We start from the raw sequence: 18,970 nt of genomic DNA, 5'->3' as shown, positions 1-18,970 counted from the left end.
CCGTTAGTAGCCCAGATAGGATTTGCGGACGTTCTCGTCGTTCGCGATGTCCGAGGCGACACCCGACATGACGATGCGGCCGGTCTCGATCACATAGGCCTGGTCGGCGAGCTCCAGCGCGAGCTGCGCGTTCTGCTCGACGACGAGGATCGATACCTTTTCCTCGCGGTTGATCTTGCCGAGGATGCCGAAGAGGTCGCGGACCACCAGCGGCGCGAGGCCGAACGACGGCTCGTCGAGCAGCATCAACCTGGGACGCAGCATCAACGCCCGCGCCACCGCCAGCATCTGCTGCTCGCCGCCGGACAGGGTGCCGGCCTGCTGGGTGTGGCGCTCCTTCAGCTTCGGGAAGTAGGAATACATCCGCTCGATGTCGGCAACGATGCCGGCCTTGTCGCTGCGGGTGATGGCGCCGAGCTGCAGGTTTTCTTCCACCGTCATGTTGGTGAAGGTGCCGCGGCCCTGCGGCACATGGGCAATGCCGAAGCGCACGATGCTCTCGGTCGATTTGTTGTTGAGCGGCTTGCCCTCGAACTCGATCGCGCCGGTCGAGCGCACCATGTTGCAGATGGCGCGCAGGGTGGTGGTCTTGCCCGCGCCATTGGCGCCGAGCAGGGTCGTCAGCGAGCCTTCGTTGAGGGAGAAGGAGAGGCCGTGCAGGGCCTGGACCTGGCCGTAATAGGCGCGCAGGTCCTTGACGTTGAGCAGCGGCGTCATTGATCCTTGCTCCCGAGATAGGCCTTGATGACGTCGGGATCAGCCTGCACCTGGGCGGGCGTGCCCTCGGCGAGCTTGCGGCCGAAATTCAGCGCCACGACGTGGTCGGCGATCGACATCACCAGTCCCATGTGATGCTCGACCAGCAGCACGGTCACCTTGCGGTCGTCGCGGATGCGCCGGATCAGATCGCCCAGCACATGGACCTCCTCGTGATTGAGGCCGCCGGCGGGCTCGTCGAGCAGCAGGATCTTCGGGTCGGCGGCGAGCGCGCGTGCCAGCTCGACGCGCTTCTGGGTGCCGAACGGCAGCCCGGACACGGTCTTGTGCGCGACCTCCTCGAGGTCGAGATAGGCGAGAATCTCGTGAACCTTGGTGTTGACGGAATTCTCGCTGCGCCGGACCCAGGCCAGACGCAGCGAATCCGAGATGATGTCGCTGGAGGTGCGCGCGTGGGTGCCGACGCGGACGTTGTCGAGCACGGAGAGATTGGGAAACAGCGCGACGTTCTGGAAGGTGCGGCCGATGCCGATCTCGGCGATGCGGTGCGGCGGCCGCTTCAGGATGCTGCGGCCTTCCATCAGGATGTCGCCGGAGCTCGGCTGATAGAGGCGGCTGAGGCAGTTGAACAGGGTGGTCTTGCCGGCGCCGTTCGGGCCGATGAGGCCGAGGATCTGGCCCTGGCGCATGTCGAACGAGACGCCGTTCAGCGCCACGATGCCGCCGAACACGACGCTGACGTCGCGGACGGCGAGCAGCGGATCGTTGGTCTGGGCGAGTTGTGCCTGCGTCATCTCGTCTCGCCCCTCCCGAAATCGTTCAGGTCAGGACGCGGCGCCAGCCGACCGCGATGATGCAGGCTATCTGATACCCTCGGCAACACGGGCAACTTTTCCTCCTGGCTTCGGCTTCTTATTGAGTTCTTTGTTTGATGGGCTGCTTGCTTGATTAGTTGACAGCGCGAGGCCGCCGAGCGCCGCTTCGATGTTCCTTACCATCGCGACGAGACGAGGTCCAATGTCGGTCCGCAAACGCTCTTCCGTGAAGCGGAATGCCGGTGCTCCGCAATTCACGGCGTAGGGACCGGTTCCGTCGTTCAGCCGCAACGCGACGCCGACCGCATGAACGTCGTCCTGCCATTCGCCGGCCGAGATGGTGAAGCCATATTTCGCGACGGTCTCGCCGGCGCGTTCGATGCCGTCGCGGATCTTCGGCCAACGGCTGCCATAATGCTCGCGCATCTCCCGCATCAACGCGGCGCGATCCTCGTCCGGCAGCGCCCAGATGTAGGCGCGGCCCATCGCTGTCGTTGCAATCGGAATGCGCGATCCGACGTCGAGTTGAACGTTGACGACGCCGTGACGGCTCTGGCCGAAATAGATCATGCTGAGCCGGTCGCGGCCGCCGATCGCGACCGCGCCGCCGGTCTCGCGCATCAGCTGCTCGCGGAATGGCTCGGAAAGATGGCGGATGCCGAGGTTGGCGAGCGCGGCATAGCCCAGCGCCAGCGCCGATGGCGCCAATTGGTATTTCTCGAAGCGCGGCACCGGGGTGAGATAGCCGAGCTTGGTGAGCGTGTAAGTCAGGCGCGAGACCGTGGCCTTCGGCAGGTTGGTGCGCGCGGCGATTTCCTGATTGCCCAGCAGGCCGTCATTCGGCCGGAATGCCCGCAGCACGTCCAGGCCGCGCGCCAGCGCGACGACGAAGCTCCGATCGGTCGCTGGTTTCTTCCCTGGGCGTTTCATGTCATCGGCTGTTGATTGATGAGCCTCGTTGACAACGCTCGTGCTTCAAAATAACCCTGGATGTCAAGATGTGGAATTAGATTTCGCACTGCGGAATTGACGTTCAGCAGCGGGTAGACGCAAGCAAGGCTGATACTCTGCGCAAATGAAAAGCCAAGAATTGGCCGGCACGTTAACCGGCCGCAAAGAAACGACATCCCAAGGAGCTTACGCGTGAGCGAAGTGGCAAAGCTTGATCGTCATGACATCATCGGCATCGTCACCATCGACAGTCCGCCCGTCAATGCGCTGAGTGCCGCAGTGCGCGGCGGCATCCTGGACAACGTCAAGGCGGCGATCGCCGATCCCGCGATCAAGGCGATCGTGCTCACCTGCGGCGGGCGCACGTTCATCGCCGGCGCCGATATCACCGAATTCGGCAAGCCGCCGAAGCCGCCGGCGCTCAACGACGTCTTGAGCACGATCGAGAACAGCCCCAAGCCGGTGATTGCCGCCATTCATGGAACGGCCCTGGGCGGTGGTCTCGAAGTGGCGCTCGCCTGTCATTATCGTGTCGCCACCAAGGAGGCGAAGCTCGGCCTGCCCGAGGTGAAGCTCGGCCTGCTGCCGGGCGCGGGCGGCACCCAGCGCCTGCCGCGCGCCGTAGGCCCCGAACTCGCGGTCAAGATGATCGTCGGCGGCGATCCGATCGGTGCGGCGGAGGCGCACAAGGCGGGCCTGATCGAGGAGATCGTCGAGGGGCCGGCATCGGGCGGCGAGGCCTTCGCGCGCAAGGTGGTGGCGGAGAACCGTCCGCTGCGCAAGTTGCGTGACGACGATTCCAAACTGGCGGCCGCCAAGGCCGATCGCTCGATCTTCACCAGTGCAGTGGCGGCGATCACCAAGAAGTCGCGCGGCCTCGAGGCGCCGTTCGCGGCCGCCGACGCGGTCGGCTACGCGATCGACCTGCCGTTCGACGAGGGCCTGAAGAAGGAGCGCGAAGGCTTCCTCAAGCTCCTCACCAGCGACCAGTCCAAGGCGCAGCGCTACGCCTTCTTCGCCGAGCGCGAGGCTGCCAAGATCGCCGGCGTGCCCGAGGGGACCAAGGGCCGCAAGATCGAGCGCGTCGCCATCATCGGGGCCGGCACCATGGGCGGCGGCATCGCGATGTCGTTCGCCAATGCCGGCATCCCGGTCACGCTGATCGAGACCGCCGAGGAGCAGCTCAAGCGCGGCATGGGCATCATGCAGAAGAACTGGGAGGCGACCGCCGCGCGGGGCGGCATCCCGGCCGATGCGCCGGCCAAGCGCATGGCGCTGATTGATGGCAAGGTCGGACTCGAGAACGTCAAGGATGCCGATCTCGTGATCGAGGCGGTGTTCGAGACCATGGCCGTCAAGAAGGAAGTGTTCGGCAAGCTCGATCAATACGCCAAGCCCGGCGCCGTGCTCGCCTCGAACACGTCCTATCTGAACATCGACGCCATCGCCGCAGAGACCAGCCGCCCGCAGGACGTGCTCGGCATGCACTTCTTCTCACCCGCCAACGTGATGAAGCTGTGCGAGATCGTGCGCGCGGAGAAGACCGCGCCGGACGCGCTTGTCACGGCAGTATCGATCGCGCGCAAGATCGCCAAGGTGCCGGCCGTGGTCGGCGTCTGCGACGGCTTCGTCGGCAACCGCATGCTGGCGCAGCGCGGCAAGCAGGCCGAGAAGCTGTTGTTCGAAGGCGCGCTGCCGCAGCAGGTCGACGCCGTCGTCACCAAGTTCGGCATGCCGATGGGCCCGTTCGCGATGGGCGATCTCGCCGGCCTCGACATCGGCTGGCGCTCGCGCAAGGACCGCGGCATCAAGAGCGAGATCGCGGACGCGCTGTGCGAGGCCGGCCGCTTCGGCCAGAAGACCGGCAAGGGCTATTACAAATACGAGGCCGGCTCGCGTGCGCCGCTGCCGGATCCCGATGTCGAGAAGCTGATCGACGAGACGCTGGCCAAGCTCGGCCTCAAGCGGCGCGCGGTCAGCGACGAGGAGATCCTCGAGCGCATGATGTATCCGATGATCAACGAGGGCGCGAAGATCCTCGCCGAGGGCATCGCCGCGCGGCCGTCGGATATCGATGTCGTCTGGCTCTATGGCTATGGCTGGCCGATCTATCGCGGCGGGCCGATGTACTGGGCCGACAGCGTCGGTCTGAAGCACATCGCCGAGCGGCTGGCGTTCTATGCCAAGGAGACCAATGACCCGTCGCTGGAGCCGGCGCCGCTGCTCAAGAAGCTCGCCGACGAAGGCAAGACCTTCGCGTCGCTGGCACAGGGGAAGGCCGCTTGAGGCTTCGCTCTAGCTCCGTGCTCAACTGCGCCCCCCTCCCCCTTGCGGGGAGGGGTTGGGGGTGGGGGTCCACAACGGCAGTCTCGCCTGGGGCCACCCCCCTCCCTGGCCCTCCCCCACAAGGGGGGAGGGAACGGAGAGAGCGGGGCCGCCTTACGGCAAGAAATACAGAGTCCTCATGACCCATCCCGGCGAACAGTTCTATCCCGAAGGCGTCCGCTGGGACGCGCCGATCGCGCGCGGCACCTTGCCGGACCTGTTGGCGCAGGCGGTGAGCGAGTTCGGCGAGCGCGATGCGCTCGAATTCCGCGATCGGCCGGTCACATTCAAGCAGCTCGAAGCGCTTGCCAACCAGGCCGCCGCGGCCTTCCTGCGTGCGGGCTTTGGCAAGGGCGCCTCGATCGCGCTGTTCCTCGGCAACACGCCGGACCATCCGATCAACTTCTTCGGCGCGCTCAAGGCCGGCGCCCGCGTGGTGCACCTGTCGCCGCTCGATGGCGAGATCGCGCTGTCGCACAAGCTCAGCGATTCCGGCGCGCGCATCCTGGTGACGTCGAACCTCAGCGCGCTGCTGCCGACGGCGTTGAAGTTCCTGGAGAAGGGCCTGCTCGATCGGCTGATCGTCTGCGAGGACGACCATTGGGGCAAGGTCGGCACGCCGCAAACGCCGTTGCCGGATAGTCCCGCCGTGATCACCCACCGCGCCTTCGTCGATGGCGCCGTCGCGCCAGCCGCGTGGCCGGCCATCTCGCCCGACGACATCGCCCTGCTGCAATATACCGGCGGCACCACCGGCCTGCCCAAGGGCGCGATGCTGACGCATGGCAATCTCACCTCGGCGGTGTCGATCGCGGAGATCTGGGGTCGCGCGACGCGCGCGAACGGCAATGGTTCCGACCGGGTGATCTGCGTCTTGCCGCTGTTCCACATCTATGCGCTGACGGTGGTGCTGCTGACCTCGCTGCGCCTCGGCAGCCTGATCTCGCTGCACCAGCGCTTCGACTTGGAAGCCGTGATGCGCGACATCGAGGTCAAGCGCGCGACCTATTTTCCCGGCGTGCCGACGATGTGGATCGCGATCGCCAACCTGCCGGATCTCGACACGCGCGACCTGTCGTCGCTGACCAGCGTCGGCTCCGGTGGCGCGCCGCTGCCAGTCGAGGTCGCGCGCATCCTGGAGCGCCGCGTCGGCATGAAGCTGAAGAGCGGCTGGGGCATGACCGAGACCTGCTCGCCCGGCACCGCCCATCCCAAGGGTGGGCCGGACAAGCCCGGCTCGATCGGGATCACGCTGCCCGGCATCGAGATGGACGTCGTGTCGCTCGAGGATCCCGCAAAGGTGCTCGGCGTGAACGAGGTCGGCGAGATCCGGATCAAGGGGCCGAACGTCACCAAGGGCTATTGGAACCGGCCGGAGGAAACGGCGCAGTCGTTCGTCGGCGATCATTTCCTGACCGGCGACATCGGCTATGTCGACGCCGACGGTTTCTACTTCCTGGTCGACCGCAAGAAGGACATGATCATCTCCGGCGGCTTCAACGTCTATCCGCAGATGATCGAGCAGGCGATCTACACCCATCCGGCGGTGCAGGAGGTCATCGTGATCGGCATTCCCGACGCCTATCGCGGCGAGGCGGCCAAGGCCTTCATCAAGCTGCGCGACGGCGCAGCACCGTTCCCGGTCGAGGATCTCCGCGCCTTCCTCACCGGCAAGCTCGGCAAGCACGAGCTGCCGGCGGCGGTCGAGTTTGTCGACGAGCTGCCGCGCACGCCGGTCGGCAAGCTGTCGCGTCACGAACTGCGCCAGCAGCAATCACCCACGTCTCACAGCAAACATCAGTAACAACAACAGGAGGTCCGCCCATGACCGATGCCGTCATCGTTTCCACCGCCCGCACGCCAATCGGCAAGGCCTATCGCGGCGCGCTCAACGCCACTGGCGGCGCCACCTTGCTCGGCCACGCCATCGGCGAGGCGGTCAAGCGCGCCAAGGTCGATCCGGCCGAGGTCGAGGATGTCGTGATGGGCGCGGCCCTGCAGCAGGGCTCGACCGGCGGCAACATCGCGCGCAAGGCGCTGCTGCGCGCCGGCCTGCCGGTGTCGGTCGGCGGCACCACGATCGACCGCCAATGCGCCTCCGGCCTGCAGGCGATCGCGCTCGCGGCGCGCTCGGTGATCTTCGACGGCGTCGAGATCGCCGTCGGCGGCGGCGGCGAGTCGATCTCGCTGGTCCAGAACGACAAGATGAACGCCTTCCAGGCGACCGATCCGGCGCTGCTCGAGATCAAGGGCGACGTCTACATGCCGATGATCGACACCGCCGAGATCGTCGCTAAACGCTACGGCATCTCGCGCGAGCGGCAGGACGAATATGCGCTGGAGAGCCAGCGCCGCACCGCGGCCGCGCAGCAGGGCGGCAAGTTCAACGACGAACTGGCGCCGATCACCACCAAGATGGCGGTGACCGACAAGGCCACCGGCAACATCTCGTTCAAGGACGTGACCTTCTCGCAGGACGAAGGTCCGCGTCCGGAGACGACCGCCGAAGGTCTCGCCGGCCTCAAGGCCGTGCGCGGCGACGGCTTCTCGATCACGGCCGGCAACGCCAGCCAGCTCTCCGACGGCGCCTCGGCCTGCGTGATCATGAGCGACGCCAACGCCGCCAAGCGCGGCCTGCAGCCGCTCGGCATCTTCCGCGGCTTCGTTGCGCATGGCTGCGAGCCCGACGAGATGGGCATCGGCCCGGTGTTCGCGGTGCCGCGCCTCTTGAAGCGCCACGGCCTCACCGTCGACGACATCGGCCTGTGGGAGCTCAACGAGGCGTTCGCGGTGCAGGTGCTGTACTGCCGCGACAAGCTCGGCATCGACCCCGACAAGATCAACGTCAATGGCGGCGCCATCGCGGTCGGCCATCCCTACGGCATGTCGGGCGCGCGGCTCACGGGCCATGCGCTGATCGAAGGCCGCCGCCGCAAGGCCAAATACGCCGTCGTCACCATGTGCGTCGGCGGCGGCATGGGCGCCGCCGGCCTGTTCGAGGTGCTGCAGTAACTTGATTGTCGTCCCGCGCGAATCTCGCGCGGGATTTTAACAGGTGTCGTCCCGGGCAAGCTTGCGAGCGCGCGAGCGCTCGCAAGTGCAGACCCGGGACCCATACCGCGTGATCTAACTTGGGGCATTCCGTCAGAGGCCCGTGCCCCCAAACGTGAGCCGGTGGATATGGGTCCCTGCGTTCGCAGGGACGACAGCGGAGCAAGACGCGCCAACCGAATACCGAATTGAATAGTCAGGGAGGATCCGATGGATCTTGCATTCACGAAGGAAGAGCAGGCGTTCCGCGAGGAAGTGCGGCAGTTCTTCAGGGACAATGTGCCGCCGGAGACGCGGCGGAAGATGATCGAAGGCCGCCATCTGTCGAAGGACGAGATGGTGACCTGGTGGCGCATCCTCAACAAGAAGGGTTGGGGTGTCTCGCACTGGCCGGAGGAATATGGCGGCACCGGCTGGACCTCCGTGCAGCACTACATCTTCAACGAGGAGCTGCAGGCCTATCCGGCGCCGCAGCCGCTCGCCTTCGGCGTCAGCATGGTTGGCCCCGTCATCTACACCTTCGGCAACGAGGAGCAGAAGAAGAAGTATCTGCCGCGCATCGCCAATGTCGACGACTGGTGGTGCCAGGGCTTCTCCGAGCCGGGCTCGGGCTCCGACCTCGCCTCGCTGAAGACCAAGGCCGAGCGCCGCGGCGACAAGTGGATCATCAACGGCCAGAAGACCTGGACCACCTTGGCTCAGCACGCCGACATGATCTTCTGCCTGTGCCGTACCGATCCCGCGGCGAAGAAGCAGATGGGCATCTCCTTCATCGTCTTCAGCATGAAGTCGAAGGGCGTGACGGTGCGTCCGATCCAGACCATCGACGGCGGCCACGAGGTCAACGAGGTGTTCTTCGACGACGTCGAGGTGCCCATCGAGAACCTGATCGGCGAGGAGAACAAGGGCTGGGACTACGCCAAGTTCCTGCTCGGCAACGAGCGCACGGGGATTGCCCGCGTCGGCGTCTCCAAGGAACGCATCCGCCGCATCAAGGAGCTCGCCGGCAACATCGAATCCGGCGGCCGTCCGGTGCTGGAAGATCCGTCGTTCCGCGAAAAGCTCACGGCCTGCGAGGTCGAGCTGAAGGCGCTGGAACTGACGCAGCTGCGCGTCGTCGCCGATGAGGGCAAGCACGGCAAGGGCAAGCCCAATCCGGCGTCCTCGGTGCTGAAGATCAAGGGCTCGGAGATCCAGCAGACCACGACCGAGCTGCTGATGGAGGTGATCGGCCCGTTTGCCGCGCCGTATGACGTGCACGGCGACGACGACAGCAACGAGACCATGGATTGGACCGCGCAGATCGCGCCGAGCTACTTCAACAACCGCAAGGTCTCGATCTACGGCGGCTCCAACGAGATCCAGCGCAACATCATCGCCAAGGCGGTGCTGGGGCTCTGACATGTGAGCCGCAGCGCCTCGACGACGCACGCTGTCATGGCCGGGCTTGACCCGGCCATCCACGCCGCCCGCACAACGGCACGACGTGGATGCCCGCGACAAGCGCGGGCATGACGGAGAATGGGGATACTGGAGAGTCAACCAATGGATTTTGATCTCACCGAGGAGCAGCGCCTCCTCAAGGACAGCATCGACGGCCTGCTGGCGGATGCCTATGATTTCGACAAGCGCAAGCTGTACATGAAGGAGAAGGGCGGCTGGAGCCAGGCGATGTGGTCCAAGCTCGCCGAGCAGGGCCTGCTTGGGCTGCCGTTCTCCGAGGACGATGGCGGCTTCGGCGCCGGTGGCGTCGAGACCATGATCGTGATGGAGGCGATGGGCCGCGCGCTGGTGCTCGAGCCGTATCTGGCGACCGTGGTGCTCGCTGGCGGCTTCCTGCGTCATGGCGGCTCGGCCGCGCAGAAGGCGGCGCATCTGCCGGGAATCATCGACGGCAGCAAGACGTTTGCCTTCGCCCAGCTCGAGAAGCAGTCGCGCTACGACCTGTTCGATGTCGCCGCCTCGGCGAAGAAGAAGGGCGACGGCTATGTCATCGACGGCGAAAAGTTCGTCGTCCTCAACGGCGAGAACGCCGATACCTTGATCGTCACCGCACGCACCTCAGGCGGCCAGCGCGACAAATCCGGCATCGGCGTGTTCATCGTGCCGGCGGATGCCAAGGGCGTCACCCGCAAGGGCTATCCGACGCAGGACGGCCTGCACGCGGCCGACATCACCTTCACCGGCGTGGAAGTGGGGGCTGACGCCGTGATCGGCGATCCCGCCAACGGCCTGCCGCTGATCGAGCGCGTCGTCGACGAAGCCCGCATCGCGCTGTGCGCCGAGGCGGTCGGCCTGATGGACGAGTCGCTCAAGACCACGGTCGAGTACATCAAGACGCGCAAGCAGTTCGGCGTCGCGATCGGCTCGTTCCAGTCGCTGCAGCACCGCGCCTCCGACATGTTCGTCGCGCTGGAGCAGGCCCGCTCGATGTCGATGTTCGCCACCATGGCCGCCGAGTTCGACGACGCCAAGGAGCGCGCCACATCGATTGCCGCAGCCAAGGTCCAGATCGGCAAATCGGCCAAGTTCGTCGGCCAGCAGTCGATCCAGCTCCATGGCGGCATCGGCATGACCATGGAGGCCAAGATCGGCCACTACTTCAAGCGGCTGTCGATGATCGAGACGACGTTCGGCGACACCGACTACCACATGCGCCGCGTCAGCGAGGCCGGCGGGTTGATCTAAGCGAATGCGTCGTTGCCGGGCTTGGCCCGGCAACCCATCGCTCTCTGAGGTGGATGCGCGGGCCTTCGCCGCGCCGAAGGGGCTTCGGCCCCGCAGGCGGGTCAAGCCCGCGCATGACGGATTTGAGAGAGCTACGTTGCCGGCGTCGACTGGCTCCGTAGCAATTTGATCGTCGAGCCGTCATTGCGAGCGGAGCGAAGCAATCCAGGGCGTCACGCGCAACTCTGGATTGCTTCGTCGCTTCACTCCTCGCAATGACGCGGAGGAAGCAGATATGACCCCCAATCCCTTCGACCTCTCCGGACAGGTCGCCGTCGTCACCGGCTCCAGCCGCGGCATCGGCCGCGCCTCGGCGGAGCTGCTCGCGCAGCTCGGCGCCAAGGTGGTGATCTCCAGCCGCAAGCTTGACGCCTGCGAGGAGGTCGCGAGCGGCATCCGCGCCAACGGCGGCGACGCCCATGTCATCCCCTGCAACATCTCGCGTCGCGCCGAAGTCGACGCGCTGATCGACGGCGCCGTGACGCATTACGGCCAGGTCGACATCCTCGTCTGCAACGCGGCGGTGAACCCGTATTACGGTCCGCTGCTCGACATCACCGACGAGGCCTTCGACAAGATCATGGCCTCCAACGTGAAGAGCAACCTCTGGCTCTGCGCCAAGGCGATCCCGCCGATGGCCGCGCGCGGCAAGGGCTCGGTCATCATCGTCTCCTCGATCGGCGGCCTGCGCGGCTCGACCGTGATCGGCGCCTACGGCATCTCCAAGGCTGCCGACTTTGCGCTGTGCCGCAGTCTCGCCGGCGAATCGGGCCCGCAGGGTGTCCGCATCAATTGCGTCGCGCCCGGCCTGATCAAGACCGACTTCGCCCGCGCGCTATGGGAGGACGAAGCCCGCCTGAAACAGCGCTGCGCCACCACCCCGCTCCGCCGCATCGGTGAGCCACACGAGATCGCCGGCGCGGTCGCCTACCTCGCTTCGGATGCGTCGACCTTCATGACCGGCCAGACCATCGTCGTGGATGGCGGTGTGACCACGGCGGCGGTGTAAGCGTCTCCTGTGTCGAAGCAGCGGCATTGACGGCTGTTTTCACCCTCCCCTGGAGGGGGAGGGTCGCCTCACGTTGAGCGAAGCGAAATGTGAGGCGGGGTGGGCTGATCTCTCCACGAGCACCGCGCCTGTGGCTCACCCCACCCCGTCTCGCATTCCGCTGCGCTTCATGCGAGCCGACCCTCCCCCTCCAGGGGAGGGTGGGCATCCCGCGTGCTGCTCCACCTTGACCTCGCCCGCCTGATCCGCTTGCTTGTCGCCAACGTCGTCAACCTCCCGGGAAGAAACCCCATGTCCTTCGTGCTGGCCATCGATCAGGGCACCACGTCCTCGCGCGCGATCGTGTTCCGCTCCGACATCTCGATCGCCGCGGTGGCGCAGCAGGAATTCCCGCAGCATTTCCCGGCGTCGGGCTGGGTCGAGCACGAGCCGGAGGACATCTGGACCTCGACCGTGATGACCTGCCGCGACGCGCTGACAAAGGCGGGCCTGGCTGCAAAGGACATCGCCGCGATCGGCATCACCAACCAGCGCGAGACCACCGTGGTGTGGGACCGCGCCACCGGCCAGGCGGTGCACCGCGCCATCGTCTGGCAGGACCGCCGCACCGCCGACATCTGCGCGCGGCTCAAGGCGGACGGCCATGAACCGGACGTCAGCGCCAAAACCGGCCTGATCATCGATCCCTATTTCTCCGGCACCAAGGTCGCCTGGATTCTCGACCACGTGCCGGGCGCGCGCGAGCGGGCCGACCGCGGCGAGCTGATGTTCGGCACCGTCGACTGCTACCTGCTGTGGCGCCTGACCGGCGGCAAGGTCCACGCCACCGACGCCACCAACGCCTCGCGCACGCTGCTGTTCAACATCCACACCGGGCAGTGGGACGAGACGCTGTTGAAGCTGCTGCGCGTGCCGCGCTCGATGCTGCCCGAGGTGAAGGACTCCTCCGCCGATTTCGGCACCACCACGCCCGACCTGTTCGGCGGCCCGATCAAGGTCGCGGGCATCGCCGGCGACCAGCAGGCCGCGACCATTGGACAAGCCTGCTTCACGCCGGGCATGATGAAGTCGACCTACGGCACCGGCTGCTTCGCGCTGCTCAACACCGGCGCCACGCCGGTGAAATCGAACAACAAGCTGCTGACGACCATCGCCTATCAGCTCGACGGCGTCAGGACCTACGCGCTCGAAGGCTCGATCTTCGTCGCCGGCTCGGCCGTGCAATGGCTGCGCGACGGCCTCGGCATCATCAAGCATGCCGCGGAAACCGGCCCGCTCGCCGACAAGTCCGACTCGATGCAGTCGGTCTATCTGGTGCCGGCCTTCGTCGGCCTCGGCGCACCCTATTGGAATCCGCGCGTGCGCGGCGCGCTGTTCGGCCTCACCCGCAACACCGGGCCGGCCGAACTCGCGCATGCGACGCTGGAAAGCGTCTGCTACCAGACCTACGATCTGTGGGCCGCGATGCGCGCCGACTGGCCCGATGCCTCCGCGGCCACGATCGTGCTGCGCGTCGATGGCGGCATGACCGCCTCGGACTGGACCATGCAGCGTCTCGCCGACCTGCTCGACGCACCGGTCGACCGTCCCATGATCCAGGAGACCACCGCGCTCGGCGCCGCCTATCTCGCCGGCCTGAATGCGGGCGTCTATCCGGAGCCGGAGAAGTTCGCCGACAATTGGCGGCTCGAGCACCGCTTCCGGCCGGCGATGAGCGCGGCGACCCGGCAGCGCAAGCTCGCCGGCTGGGCCCGTGCCGTGAAGGGCGTGCTGGCGAGCGACGAGGGCGAGTAGGGCGCTCACGTCCCACAGCAGCTAAGCCAGGAACGCAGCAAGGTCGGCATTGACCTGCTTCATGTGGGTCACGAACAGCCCATGCGGGCCGCCGGGATAGACCTTCAGCTCGGCGCCCTTGATGCCCTTGGCGGTCGGCCGTCCCGTCATGTCGAGCGGCGCCGAGACGTCCTTGTCGCCGTGCAGGATCAGCACGGGACGGTCGATCTTCGCAAGCACCGGCCGCAGGTCGGTCGCGATCAGCGCGCGGTTGGTGGCGACCGCGACGGGAATGGGCATCTGGCGCATCATCGCCGCGACCCATTCCATCATCTGCGGCGAGGCGTCCTTCGTGAAGAACGGCAGCTTGTTGTCCTCGATCCATTTCGGAAAGTCGCTCTGCCACGCGGCCCAGCACTGCTCGAAATAGCCGTGGGGCGCGCCGAGCGCATTGTCCGCGGTCTACAGCGGAAACGGCGTCGTCGGTCCGAGCATCGCGATGCGCGAGATGCGTCCCGTGCCGTGCCGCGCGACGTAGTTGAGGATCTCGTTGCAGCCCATGGACATGCCGACCAGCGCGACGTCATCAAGGTCGAGCTGCGCGATGACCTCGGCGATGTCGTCGGCCAGGCGGTCGAGCTCGTAGCCGCTGCCCGGCACGTCGGAGCGTCCATGGCCGCGGCGGTCGAAGGCAATGCAGCGCAGCCCGCGCTGGCTGAGATCGGAGATCTGGTAGGTCCACATCGCGCGGGTCAGCGCCCAGGCATGTACGAACAGCACCGGCCGGCCGCTGCCCCACTCCTCGTGATAGAGCGTCACGCCGTCGCTGCAGCGGATACGCGGGCGCGCCGCGGTCGGCGCGGCGGCGAGGCTCGCTCCCGTCGCCGCGAAGCTGGCTGCTGCCGCGGTCAGCAGCACGTCTCGTCGTTGCATGGGCATGGCTCCTGATGTTGAATGCGCCGACCATGCCGGGACCGCTGTGCGGTTCCAATTACGTCCGGGGTAAGCAAGTTGCCGATCACTCTTCAATCAGGTCGTCTTGAGTGACCATTCCCGACGGATATTTCGACGTCCCGCCCGGCAAGGTCGCGGCCGTGGTGACCTCGCTGGAAATGCTGGCACCGCCAGTGCTGCCGCCCGATCCGATCGGCGACTGGAGCATTCGCCGCGTCGCGCAGCCTGATCTCGACTGGTACCGTGACCTCTATGCCCGCGTCGGCTGGGAGTGGCTGTGGTCGCAGCGCACGCGGATGAGCGATGCGGAGCTTGCCAAGACAGTTCGCGCTGACGGAGTCGAGATCTATACGCTCGTCCATGATGGCGGCGACGAGGGCCTGCTGGAGCTCGACTTCCGCACCAAGAACGATTGCGAGCTGGTGCTGTTCGGCGTCACGTCGAAGCTGATCGGCACCAGCGCCGGCCGCCTGCTGATGAATCACGCACTGCGCCGCGCCTGGGCGCAGCCGCTCACCCGGCTCTGGGTCCACACCTGCAGCTTCGATCATCCGCGCGCGCTCGCGTTCTACCAGCGCTCCGGCTTCCGCCCCTATCGCCGCCAGATCGAGATCGCCCCCGACCCGCGCCTCGACGGCACCCTGCCGCGCGATGTCGCACCGCATGTGCCGCTGCTCGCCTGAACATGGGAGCTGACAACGGCGCCGAACGGCGCTTCAATGCGCCGCACAGGAGGATAACCGATGTTCCTGATCGGCCAATACGACTCGCCTTTCGTCCGTCGCACCGCGATCGCGCTCAGGCTCTACAGCCTGCCGTTCGAGCACAAGCCGTGGTCGACCTTCGGCGACGCCGACAAGATCGCGCCGTACAACCCGCTGCTGCGCGTGCCGGTGCTGGTGCTCGACGACGGCGAGGCGCTGATCGATTCGGTCGCGATCCTCGACCATCTCGACGAGACCGTCGGGCCCGAGCGCGCGATGCTGGCGCGGAGCGGCGCGCTGCGCCGCAGGCAGCTGCATACGATCGCGCTCGCGACTGGCTTGGGCGATAAGGCCGTCAGCCTGATCTATGAGCGCGTGCTGCGCAAGGACCGCCTGGCCCTGTGGGTCGCGCGTTGCGAGACGCAGATCTCGGGCGTGCTGGCGATGCTCGAGGCGGAGCGCGCCGCAATCACGACAGACTACTGGTATGGCGAGCGAATCGGCCATGCCGACATTGCCGTCGCCTGCGTGCTGCGCTTCACACGCGAGGCGCATCCGCATCTGTTCGACGCCACGCGCTATCCGGCGCTGGCCGCGCATGCCGCAAGGTGCGAGGCGCTGCCGCCATTCCAGGAGATCGTCCAGCCGCTGGCCCCGCCGAGCGGGGATTGATGGAGTCCATCGAGACGTCAGACCGTGCCGCTTGCTCGGTGCTCACCCTCCCCCTCCAGGGGCGGGTGGGCAGCAGCGCGCGAGGCGTGGGCCGAACGGCGCGGCCCTCACGGCCGGAAATACACGTCCACCTTCATGCCCACCGCGAACGGGCCCGGCTCGGCCAGATCGACCAGCACCTCGACGACATCGACATCGGTCATGTTGCGCTGGCTGAGCGCAGCAGCGCGGCTGCTCTCGACCAGGGGGGCGATGGCGGCGACCTTGCCGGCGACGTCGCGGCCGCGGAAGGCGTCGGAGCGGACCACGGCCTGCTGGCCGACCTTGATCTTGTCGAGGTCGCGCTGGTCGAGCTCGGCGCGCACGCGCAGCGACGACGTGTCGCCGAGCAGCACCATCGGCTGGGTCGCCTGCGGCGAGGCGATCTCGCCGGTGCGCGCATTGACCTGCAGCACCGTGCCGTCGAGCGGTGCGCGGATGGTGAGCTTTTCCAACGTGGCGCGGGCGCCCTGCAGTTCGCTGCGGGCGACGTTGAGCTGGCCCTCGGCGCTGATCGGCAGTGGCGCATCAGCGGTGACCTTGCGCAGCTCGTCGGCCTGCTGCTCCAGCTTCGCCTGCGCGACTGTCAGTTGCGTGCGTGCGGTGTCGACATCGGCATCGGCGCCGTGCCCTGCGCGCCGCTCGGCCACCGCCTTGTCGAGCGCAGCACGCGCGTCGAACACGGCCGCCTGCGCGTCGGCGACGCCGTCTTCGGCCCGGCGCCGCGGACCCGCGCCAGACGGTGTCGACTCCTTGTTGCGCACGCGCTTGCGCATCGCGACCTGCGCCTCGGCGCTGGCGAGCTGCGCGCGGGCTTCGGCGTCGCCGAGCCGCACGAGGGCCTGGCCGGTGAACACGGTCTCGTTCGGCTTGACCAGCACCTCCTGGATCGGCCCGACCACGGGCGCGCCGAGCTTGATCAGGCCGGATGCCGGCTCGACCCGGCCGGGCGCGACGGCCAGCCAGCGTTCCTCCTGGGCATTGGCGGCGCGCGCTGTCGGTGGAATCGAGGTCGGCGTGACGGTGATAGCCAATGCGGCCGCTGCGACGAGCCCGAGCAGGTGAGCGCGTTCTGGAATTCCCGATATCATGCGTGCGAGACTTTCTTCATGGACTCGCCGCCGCTCTCCTCGCGGACGATGCGGCCGTCCTCGATGTGAATGACGCGATTGGCGAACGGCAGGATGCGCGGATCGTGCGTGACCACCAGCACCGCGCGTGAGGGATCCTTGGCGATGTCCGCGAGCAGGGTCATGATGGCATGGCCATTGGCCGTATCGAGCGCGCCGGTCGGCTCGTCGGCGAGAATGACCTGCGCCTTGCCGACGATGGCGCGGGCGATCGCGACGCGCTGCTGCTCGCCGCCCGAGAGCTCGCGCGGGAACGACCGCTTCTTCGGACCGAGGCCGACCCTCTCGAGCACCTCGCGCGCCGCCTTCTTCGCAGACCCCGCGCGTTCGCCGCGCACATCGAGCGCGAGCCGCACATTGTCCTCGGCGTTCAGCGTCGGAAACAGATGATAGGATTGAAAGATGAAGCCGATGCGCTCGCGGCGCAGCTTCGCCAGCGCCTCGGGATCGAGCCCCGCGACCGGCTGGTTGGCAACCCGCACGGCACCGCCATCCGGCGTCATCAGGCAACCCAGGATCGACAGCAGCGTCGTCTTGCCGCTGCCCGAAGGGCCCATCAGCAGCGCCAGCTCGCCGCCCTTCAGCGACAGGCTCACGCCCTTCAGTGCCTGCACCCTGCCGGCCCCCTGGCCGAGGTGATGCACGAGATCGGTGGCCTCGAGCACGGTGTCGGTCATCGCGAGAATACCAGGGTCGGGTCGATGCGCATGACCTTGAGGATCGCCGCGATCGCCGAGCCGACGCACATCGTCACCGTCAGCACGAACAGCGCGACCGTCAGCGTCGGTGTCATGATGACCGGCAGCGCCGATTCCGCGGTCGCCGCCGCCACGATCTTGCCGATCGCCGCAGCGCCGGCGAAGCCGACGATGGCGCTGAGCAGCGCCTGCCAGATGATGACGGTGTAGATGTAGCGGCTGGACGAGCCGATCGCGCGCAGGGTCGCGAACTCGTTGATGTGATCCTTGGTGCTGGAATAGAGCGTCTGCGCCACGATCACGGTGCCGACGATGAGGCCGAGCAGGGCGCCGGCGAACAGCGCGGCACCGGCGCCGGTGCCGAACAGCCAGAACGAGCGGCTGCGGCTCGCGAACTCGGCTGCGGTCAGCACCTCGACATTGGACAGGCTGTCGCGCAGCGCCCGCTGCACGGTCCAGAGGTCGGCCTCGGCCGCCAGCTTGACCACCAGATAGGACGCCTTGTTCGAGGCGATGCCGGTATAGGCGCGGGCGCGGTCGACGTCGGTGAACACGTAAGGCGTTGTCGTGAACGAGCGGATGCCTTTGGTGACAGCCATCACCTGCACCTTCTGGTCGCGGAGCTCTGCAGCCTGGCCGGCGCCGCCGATGCCGAGCCGCTCGAAATAGGTCTGGTCGATAGCGACCGCGCCCGGCACGGACAGGTCGTCCAGCCGTCCCTCCACCACGTTCCAGGGATGCAGCCCGAGCCCGCGCAGTTCCGAGCCGACCACGAAGACCGGCGTCGTGGTGCCCTGCGGCAGCCGCCATTGCGCATAGCCGATCACCAGCGGCGTCGCCTCCGCCACGCCGGGAACCGCCAGCGCCCGGAACCGCTGCCGCTCGTCAAGCAACGAGGGATCCTCGAAGCATTTGGTGCCGACCGGCATGATCCACAGCTCGGCCGGGGAATGGTCGATCATGGTGGTGACCATGCGGCGGAAGCCGACATAGAGGCCCATCTGCACGGTCACCAGCACGATCGAGAAGATGATGCCGATGATGGTGGCAATGAAACGAAGCCTGTCATGGAACAGGTTTCGGGACGCAAGCCTGAACTGCAACGACATGAACGAAAAACCACCCGGAGGCCCCGGCGGCATTTCAGCCGGTTAGCGGGGATAAGTCCACGCTGCATCGCATGGCGCCGGCTGTGGCGCTTTGTCATTCGCGGCGGCCGTGGCGCGGGGGACACGGGGACGGGTCACATGCGGTGCTGCCCCTGCGAACGCATATGGGAGGCGACGGCGGTCCGCCATAACTGGTGTCGTCCCGGCGAACGCCGGGATCCATAACCACAGGGAGGTGTCGTTGCGCTCGGTATCGACCACGGCGGCCGACAGATGCATCACGCGGTATGGGTCCC

18 protein-coding genes are annotated in these 18,970 nt (G+C 66.9%); 10 read left to right on the top strand and 8 right to left on the bottom strand.

Going from position 1 to position 18,970, the window contains the following annotated elements; all coding sequences use genetic code 11:
- Positions 1-3: 3 nt before the first annotated feature.
- The 3 genes from QX124_RS10425 to QX124_RS10415 all read right to left on the bottom strand — a co-directional run bounded on the left by QX124_RS10425 (position 4) and on the right by QX124_RS10415 (position 2,462).
- Positions 4-717 (bottom strand): ABC transporter ATP-binding protein, encoded by a 714-nt coding sequence (locus QX124_RS10425; RefSeq protein ID WP_315753502.1) that lies wholly within the window; start codon positions 715-717, stop codon positions 4-6.
- Positions 714-1,511, bottom strand: a complete 798-nt coding sequence (locus QX124_RS10420) for an ABC transporter ATP-binding protein (RefSeq protein ID WP_315734696.1) — start codon at positions 1,509-1,511, stop codon at positions 714-716. The genes QX124_RS10425 and QX124_RS10420 overlap by 4 nt, the downstream gene beginning before the upstream one ends.
- A 66-nt stretch (positions 1,512-1,577) precedes the next feature.
- Complete coding sequence (locus QX124_RS10415) at positions 1,578-2,462, bottom strand: IclR family transcriptional regulator (RefSeq protein ID WP_315797091.1); 885 nt, start codon at positions 2,460-2,462, stop codon at positions 1,578-1,580.
- 213 nt (positions 2,463-2,675) lie between these two features.
- On the opposite strand from QX124_RS10415, the gene QX124_RS10410 reads away from it, so the two are divergent.
- The 7 genes from QX124_RS10410 (at position 2,676) to glpK (ending at position 13,389) form a co-directional block, all read left to right on the top strand.
- The gene (locus tag QX124_RS10410; protein ID WP_315797090.1) at positions 2,676-4,769 is read left to right on the top strand and encodes a 3-hydroxyacyl-CoA dehydrogenase NAD-binding domain-containing protein; all 2,094 of its coding nucleotides are present in this window, start codon (positions 2,676-2,678) and stop codon (positions 4,767-4,769) included.
- 178 nt (positions 4,770-4,947) lie between these two features.
- Entirely contained in the window at positions 4,948-6,612 is a 1,665-nt protein-coding gene (gene pimA / locus QX124_RS10405; protein ID WP_315797089.1) for a dicarboxylate--CoA ligase PimA, read from the top strand.
- 20 nt (positions 6,613-6,632) lie between these two features.
- Positions 6,633-7,820: an acetyl-CoA C-acyltransferase gene (locus QX124_RS10400; RefSeq protein WP_315734690.1), complete on the top strand. Its 1,188-nt coding sequence runs from the start codon at positions 6,633-6,635 to the stop codon at positions 7,818-7,820.
- 249 nt (positions 7,821-8,069) lie between these two features.
- Positions 8,070-9,260, top strand: coding sequence for a pimeloyl-CoA dehydrogenase large subunit (pimC, locus tag QX124_RS10395; RefSeq protein WP_315797088.1), 1,191 nt, complete (start codon positions 8,070-8,072; stop codon positions 9,258-9,260).
- Between the two features lie 144 nt (positions 9,261-9,404).
- Entirely contained in the window at positions 9,405-10,547 is a 1,143-nt protein-coding gene (pimD, locus tag QX124_RS10390; RefSeq protein WP_315797087.1) for a pimeloyl-CoA dehydrogenase small subunit, read from the top strand.
- 274 nt (positions 10,548-10,821) lie between these two features.
- Positions 10,822-11,595 carry an SDR family oxidoreductase gene (locus QX124_RS10385; RefSeq protein ID WP_315797086.1) on the top strand — a complete coding sequence of 258 codons (774 nt, stop codon included), beginning with the start codon at positions 10,822-10,824 and terminating at the stop codon, positions 11,593-11,595.
- A 291-nt stretch (positions 11,596-11,886) separates the two neighbouring features.
- On the top strand, positions 11,887-13,389 hold the full coding sequence (glpK, locus tag QX124_RS10380; protein ID WP_315797085.1) for a glycerol kinase GlpK: 1,503 nt from the start codon (positions 11,887-11,889) through the stop codon (positions 13,387-13,389).
- 21 nt (positions 13,390-13,410) lie between these two features.
- On the opposite strand, the gene QX124_RS10375 is transcribed toward glpK, so the two are convergent.
- Positions 13,411-13,668, bottom strand: a complete 258-nt coding sequence (locus QX124_RS10375) for an alpha/beta hydrolase (RefSeq protein WP_315797084.1) — start codon at positions 13,666-13,668, stop codon at positions 13,411-13,413.
- On the opposite strand from QX124_RS10375, the gene QX124_RS10370 reads away from it, so the two are divergent.
- Positions 13,661-13,798 (top strand): hypothetical protein, encoded by a 138-nt coding sequence (locus tag QX124_RS10370; protein WP_315797083.1) that lies wholly within the window; start codon positions 13,661-13,663, stop codon positions 13,796-13,798. The genes QX124_RS10375 and QX124_RS10370 overlap by 8 nt on opposite strands.
- Before the next feature lie 32 nt (positions 13,799-13,830).
- Here QX124_RS10370 and QX124_RS10365 read toward each other — a convergent pair whose 3' ends face one another.
- Positions 13,831-14,301 carry an alpha/beta fold hydrolase gene (locus tag QX124_RS10365; RefSeq protein WP_315797082.1) on the bottom strand — a complete coding sequence of 157 codons (471 nt, stop codon included), beginning with the start codon at positions 14,299-14,301 and terminating at the stop codon, positions 13,831-13,833.
- Between the two features lie 110 nt (positions 14,302-14,411).
- Between QX124_RS10365 and QX124_RS10360 the strand changes: the two genes are divergently transcribed.
- Together QX124_RS10360 and QX124_RS10355 are read left to right on the top strand one after the other, a co-directional pair.
- Positions 14,412-15,005, top strand: coding sequence for a GNAT family N-acetyltransferase (locus tag QX124_RS10360; protein WP_315797081.1), 594 nt, complete (start codon positions 14,412-14,414; stop codon positions 15,003-15,005).
- Between the two features lie 60 nt (positions 15,006-15,065).
- Positions 15,066-15,698 carry a glutathione S-transferase family protein gene (locus tag QX124_RS10355; RefSeq protein ID WP_315734674.1) on the top strand — a complete coding sequence of 211 codons (633 nt, stop codon included), beginning with the start codon at positions 15,066-15,068 and terminating at the stop codon, positions 15,696-15,698.
- Positions 15,699-15,805: 107 nt separating this feature from the next.
- Here the strand turns inward: QX124_RS10355 and QX124_RS10350 are convergent, their stop codons facing one another.
- From QX124_RS10350 to QX124_RS10340, 3 genes are read right to left on the bottom strand one after another with little or no spacing between them, the layout of a single operon-like run.
- Positions 15,806-16,771, bottom strand: a complete 966-nt coding sequence (locus tag QX124_RS10350) for an HlyD family secretion protein (protein WP_315797080.1) — start codon at positions 16,769-16,771, stop codon at positions 15,806-15,808.
- 53 nt (positions 16,772-16,824) lie between these two features.
- Entirely contained in the window at positions 16,825-17,544 is a 720-nt protein-coding gene (locus QX124_RS10345; protein WP_315797079.1) for an ABC transporter ATP-binding protein, read from the bottom strand.
- Positions 17,541-18,674: an ABC transporter permease gene (locus QX124_RS10340; protein WP_315775496.1), complete on the bottom strand. Its 1,134-nt coding sequence runs from the start codon at positions 18,672-18,674 to the stop codon at positions 17,541-17,543. The genes QX124_RS10345 and QX124_RS10340 overlap by 4 nt, the downstream gene beginning before the upstream one ends.
- Positions 18,675-18,970 lie beyond the last annotated feature (296 nt).

The organism is Bradyrhizobium sp. SZCCHNRI3043, from assembly GCF_032377735.1.
Taxonomy (GTDB): Bacteria; Pseudomonadota; Alphaproteobacteria; order Rhizobiales; family Xanthobacteraceae; genus Bradyrhizobium.
The sequence above is the reverse complement of the archived record's forward strand: the minus strand, read 5'-3'. Positions and strand labels throughout refer to the sequence as shown.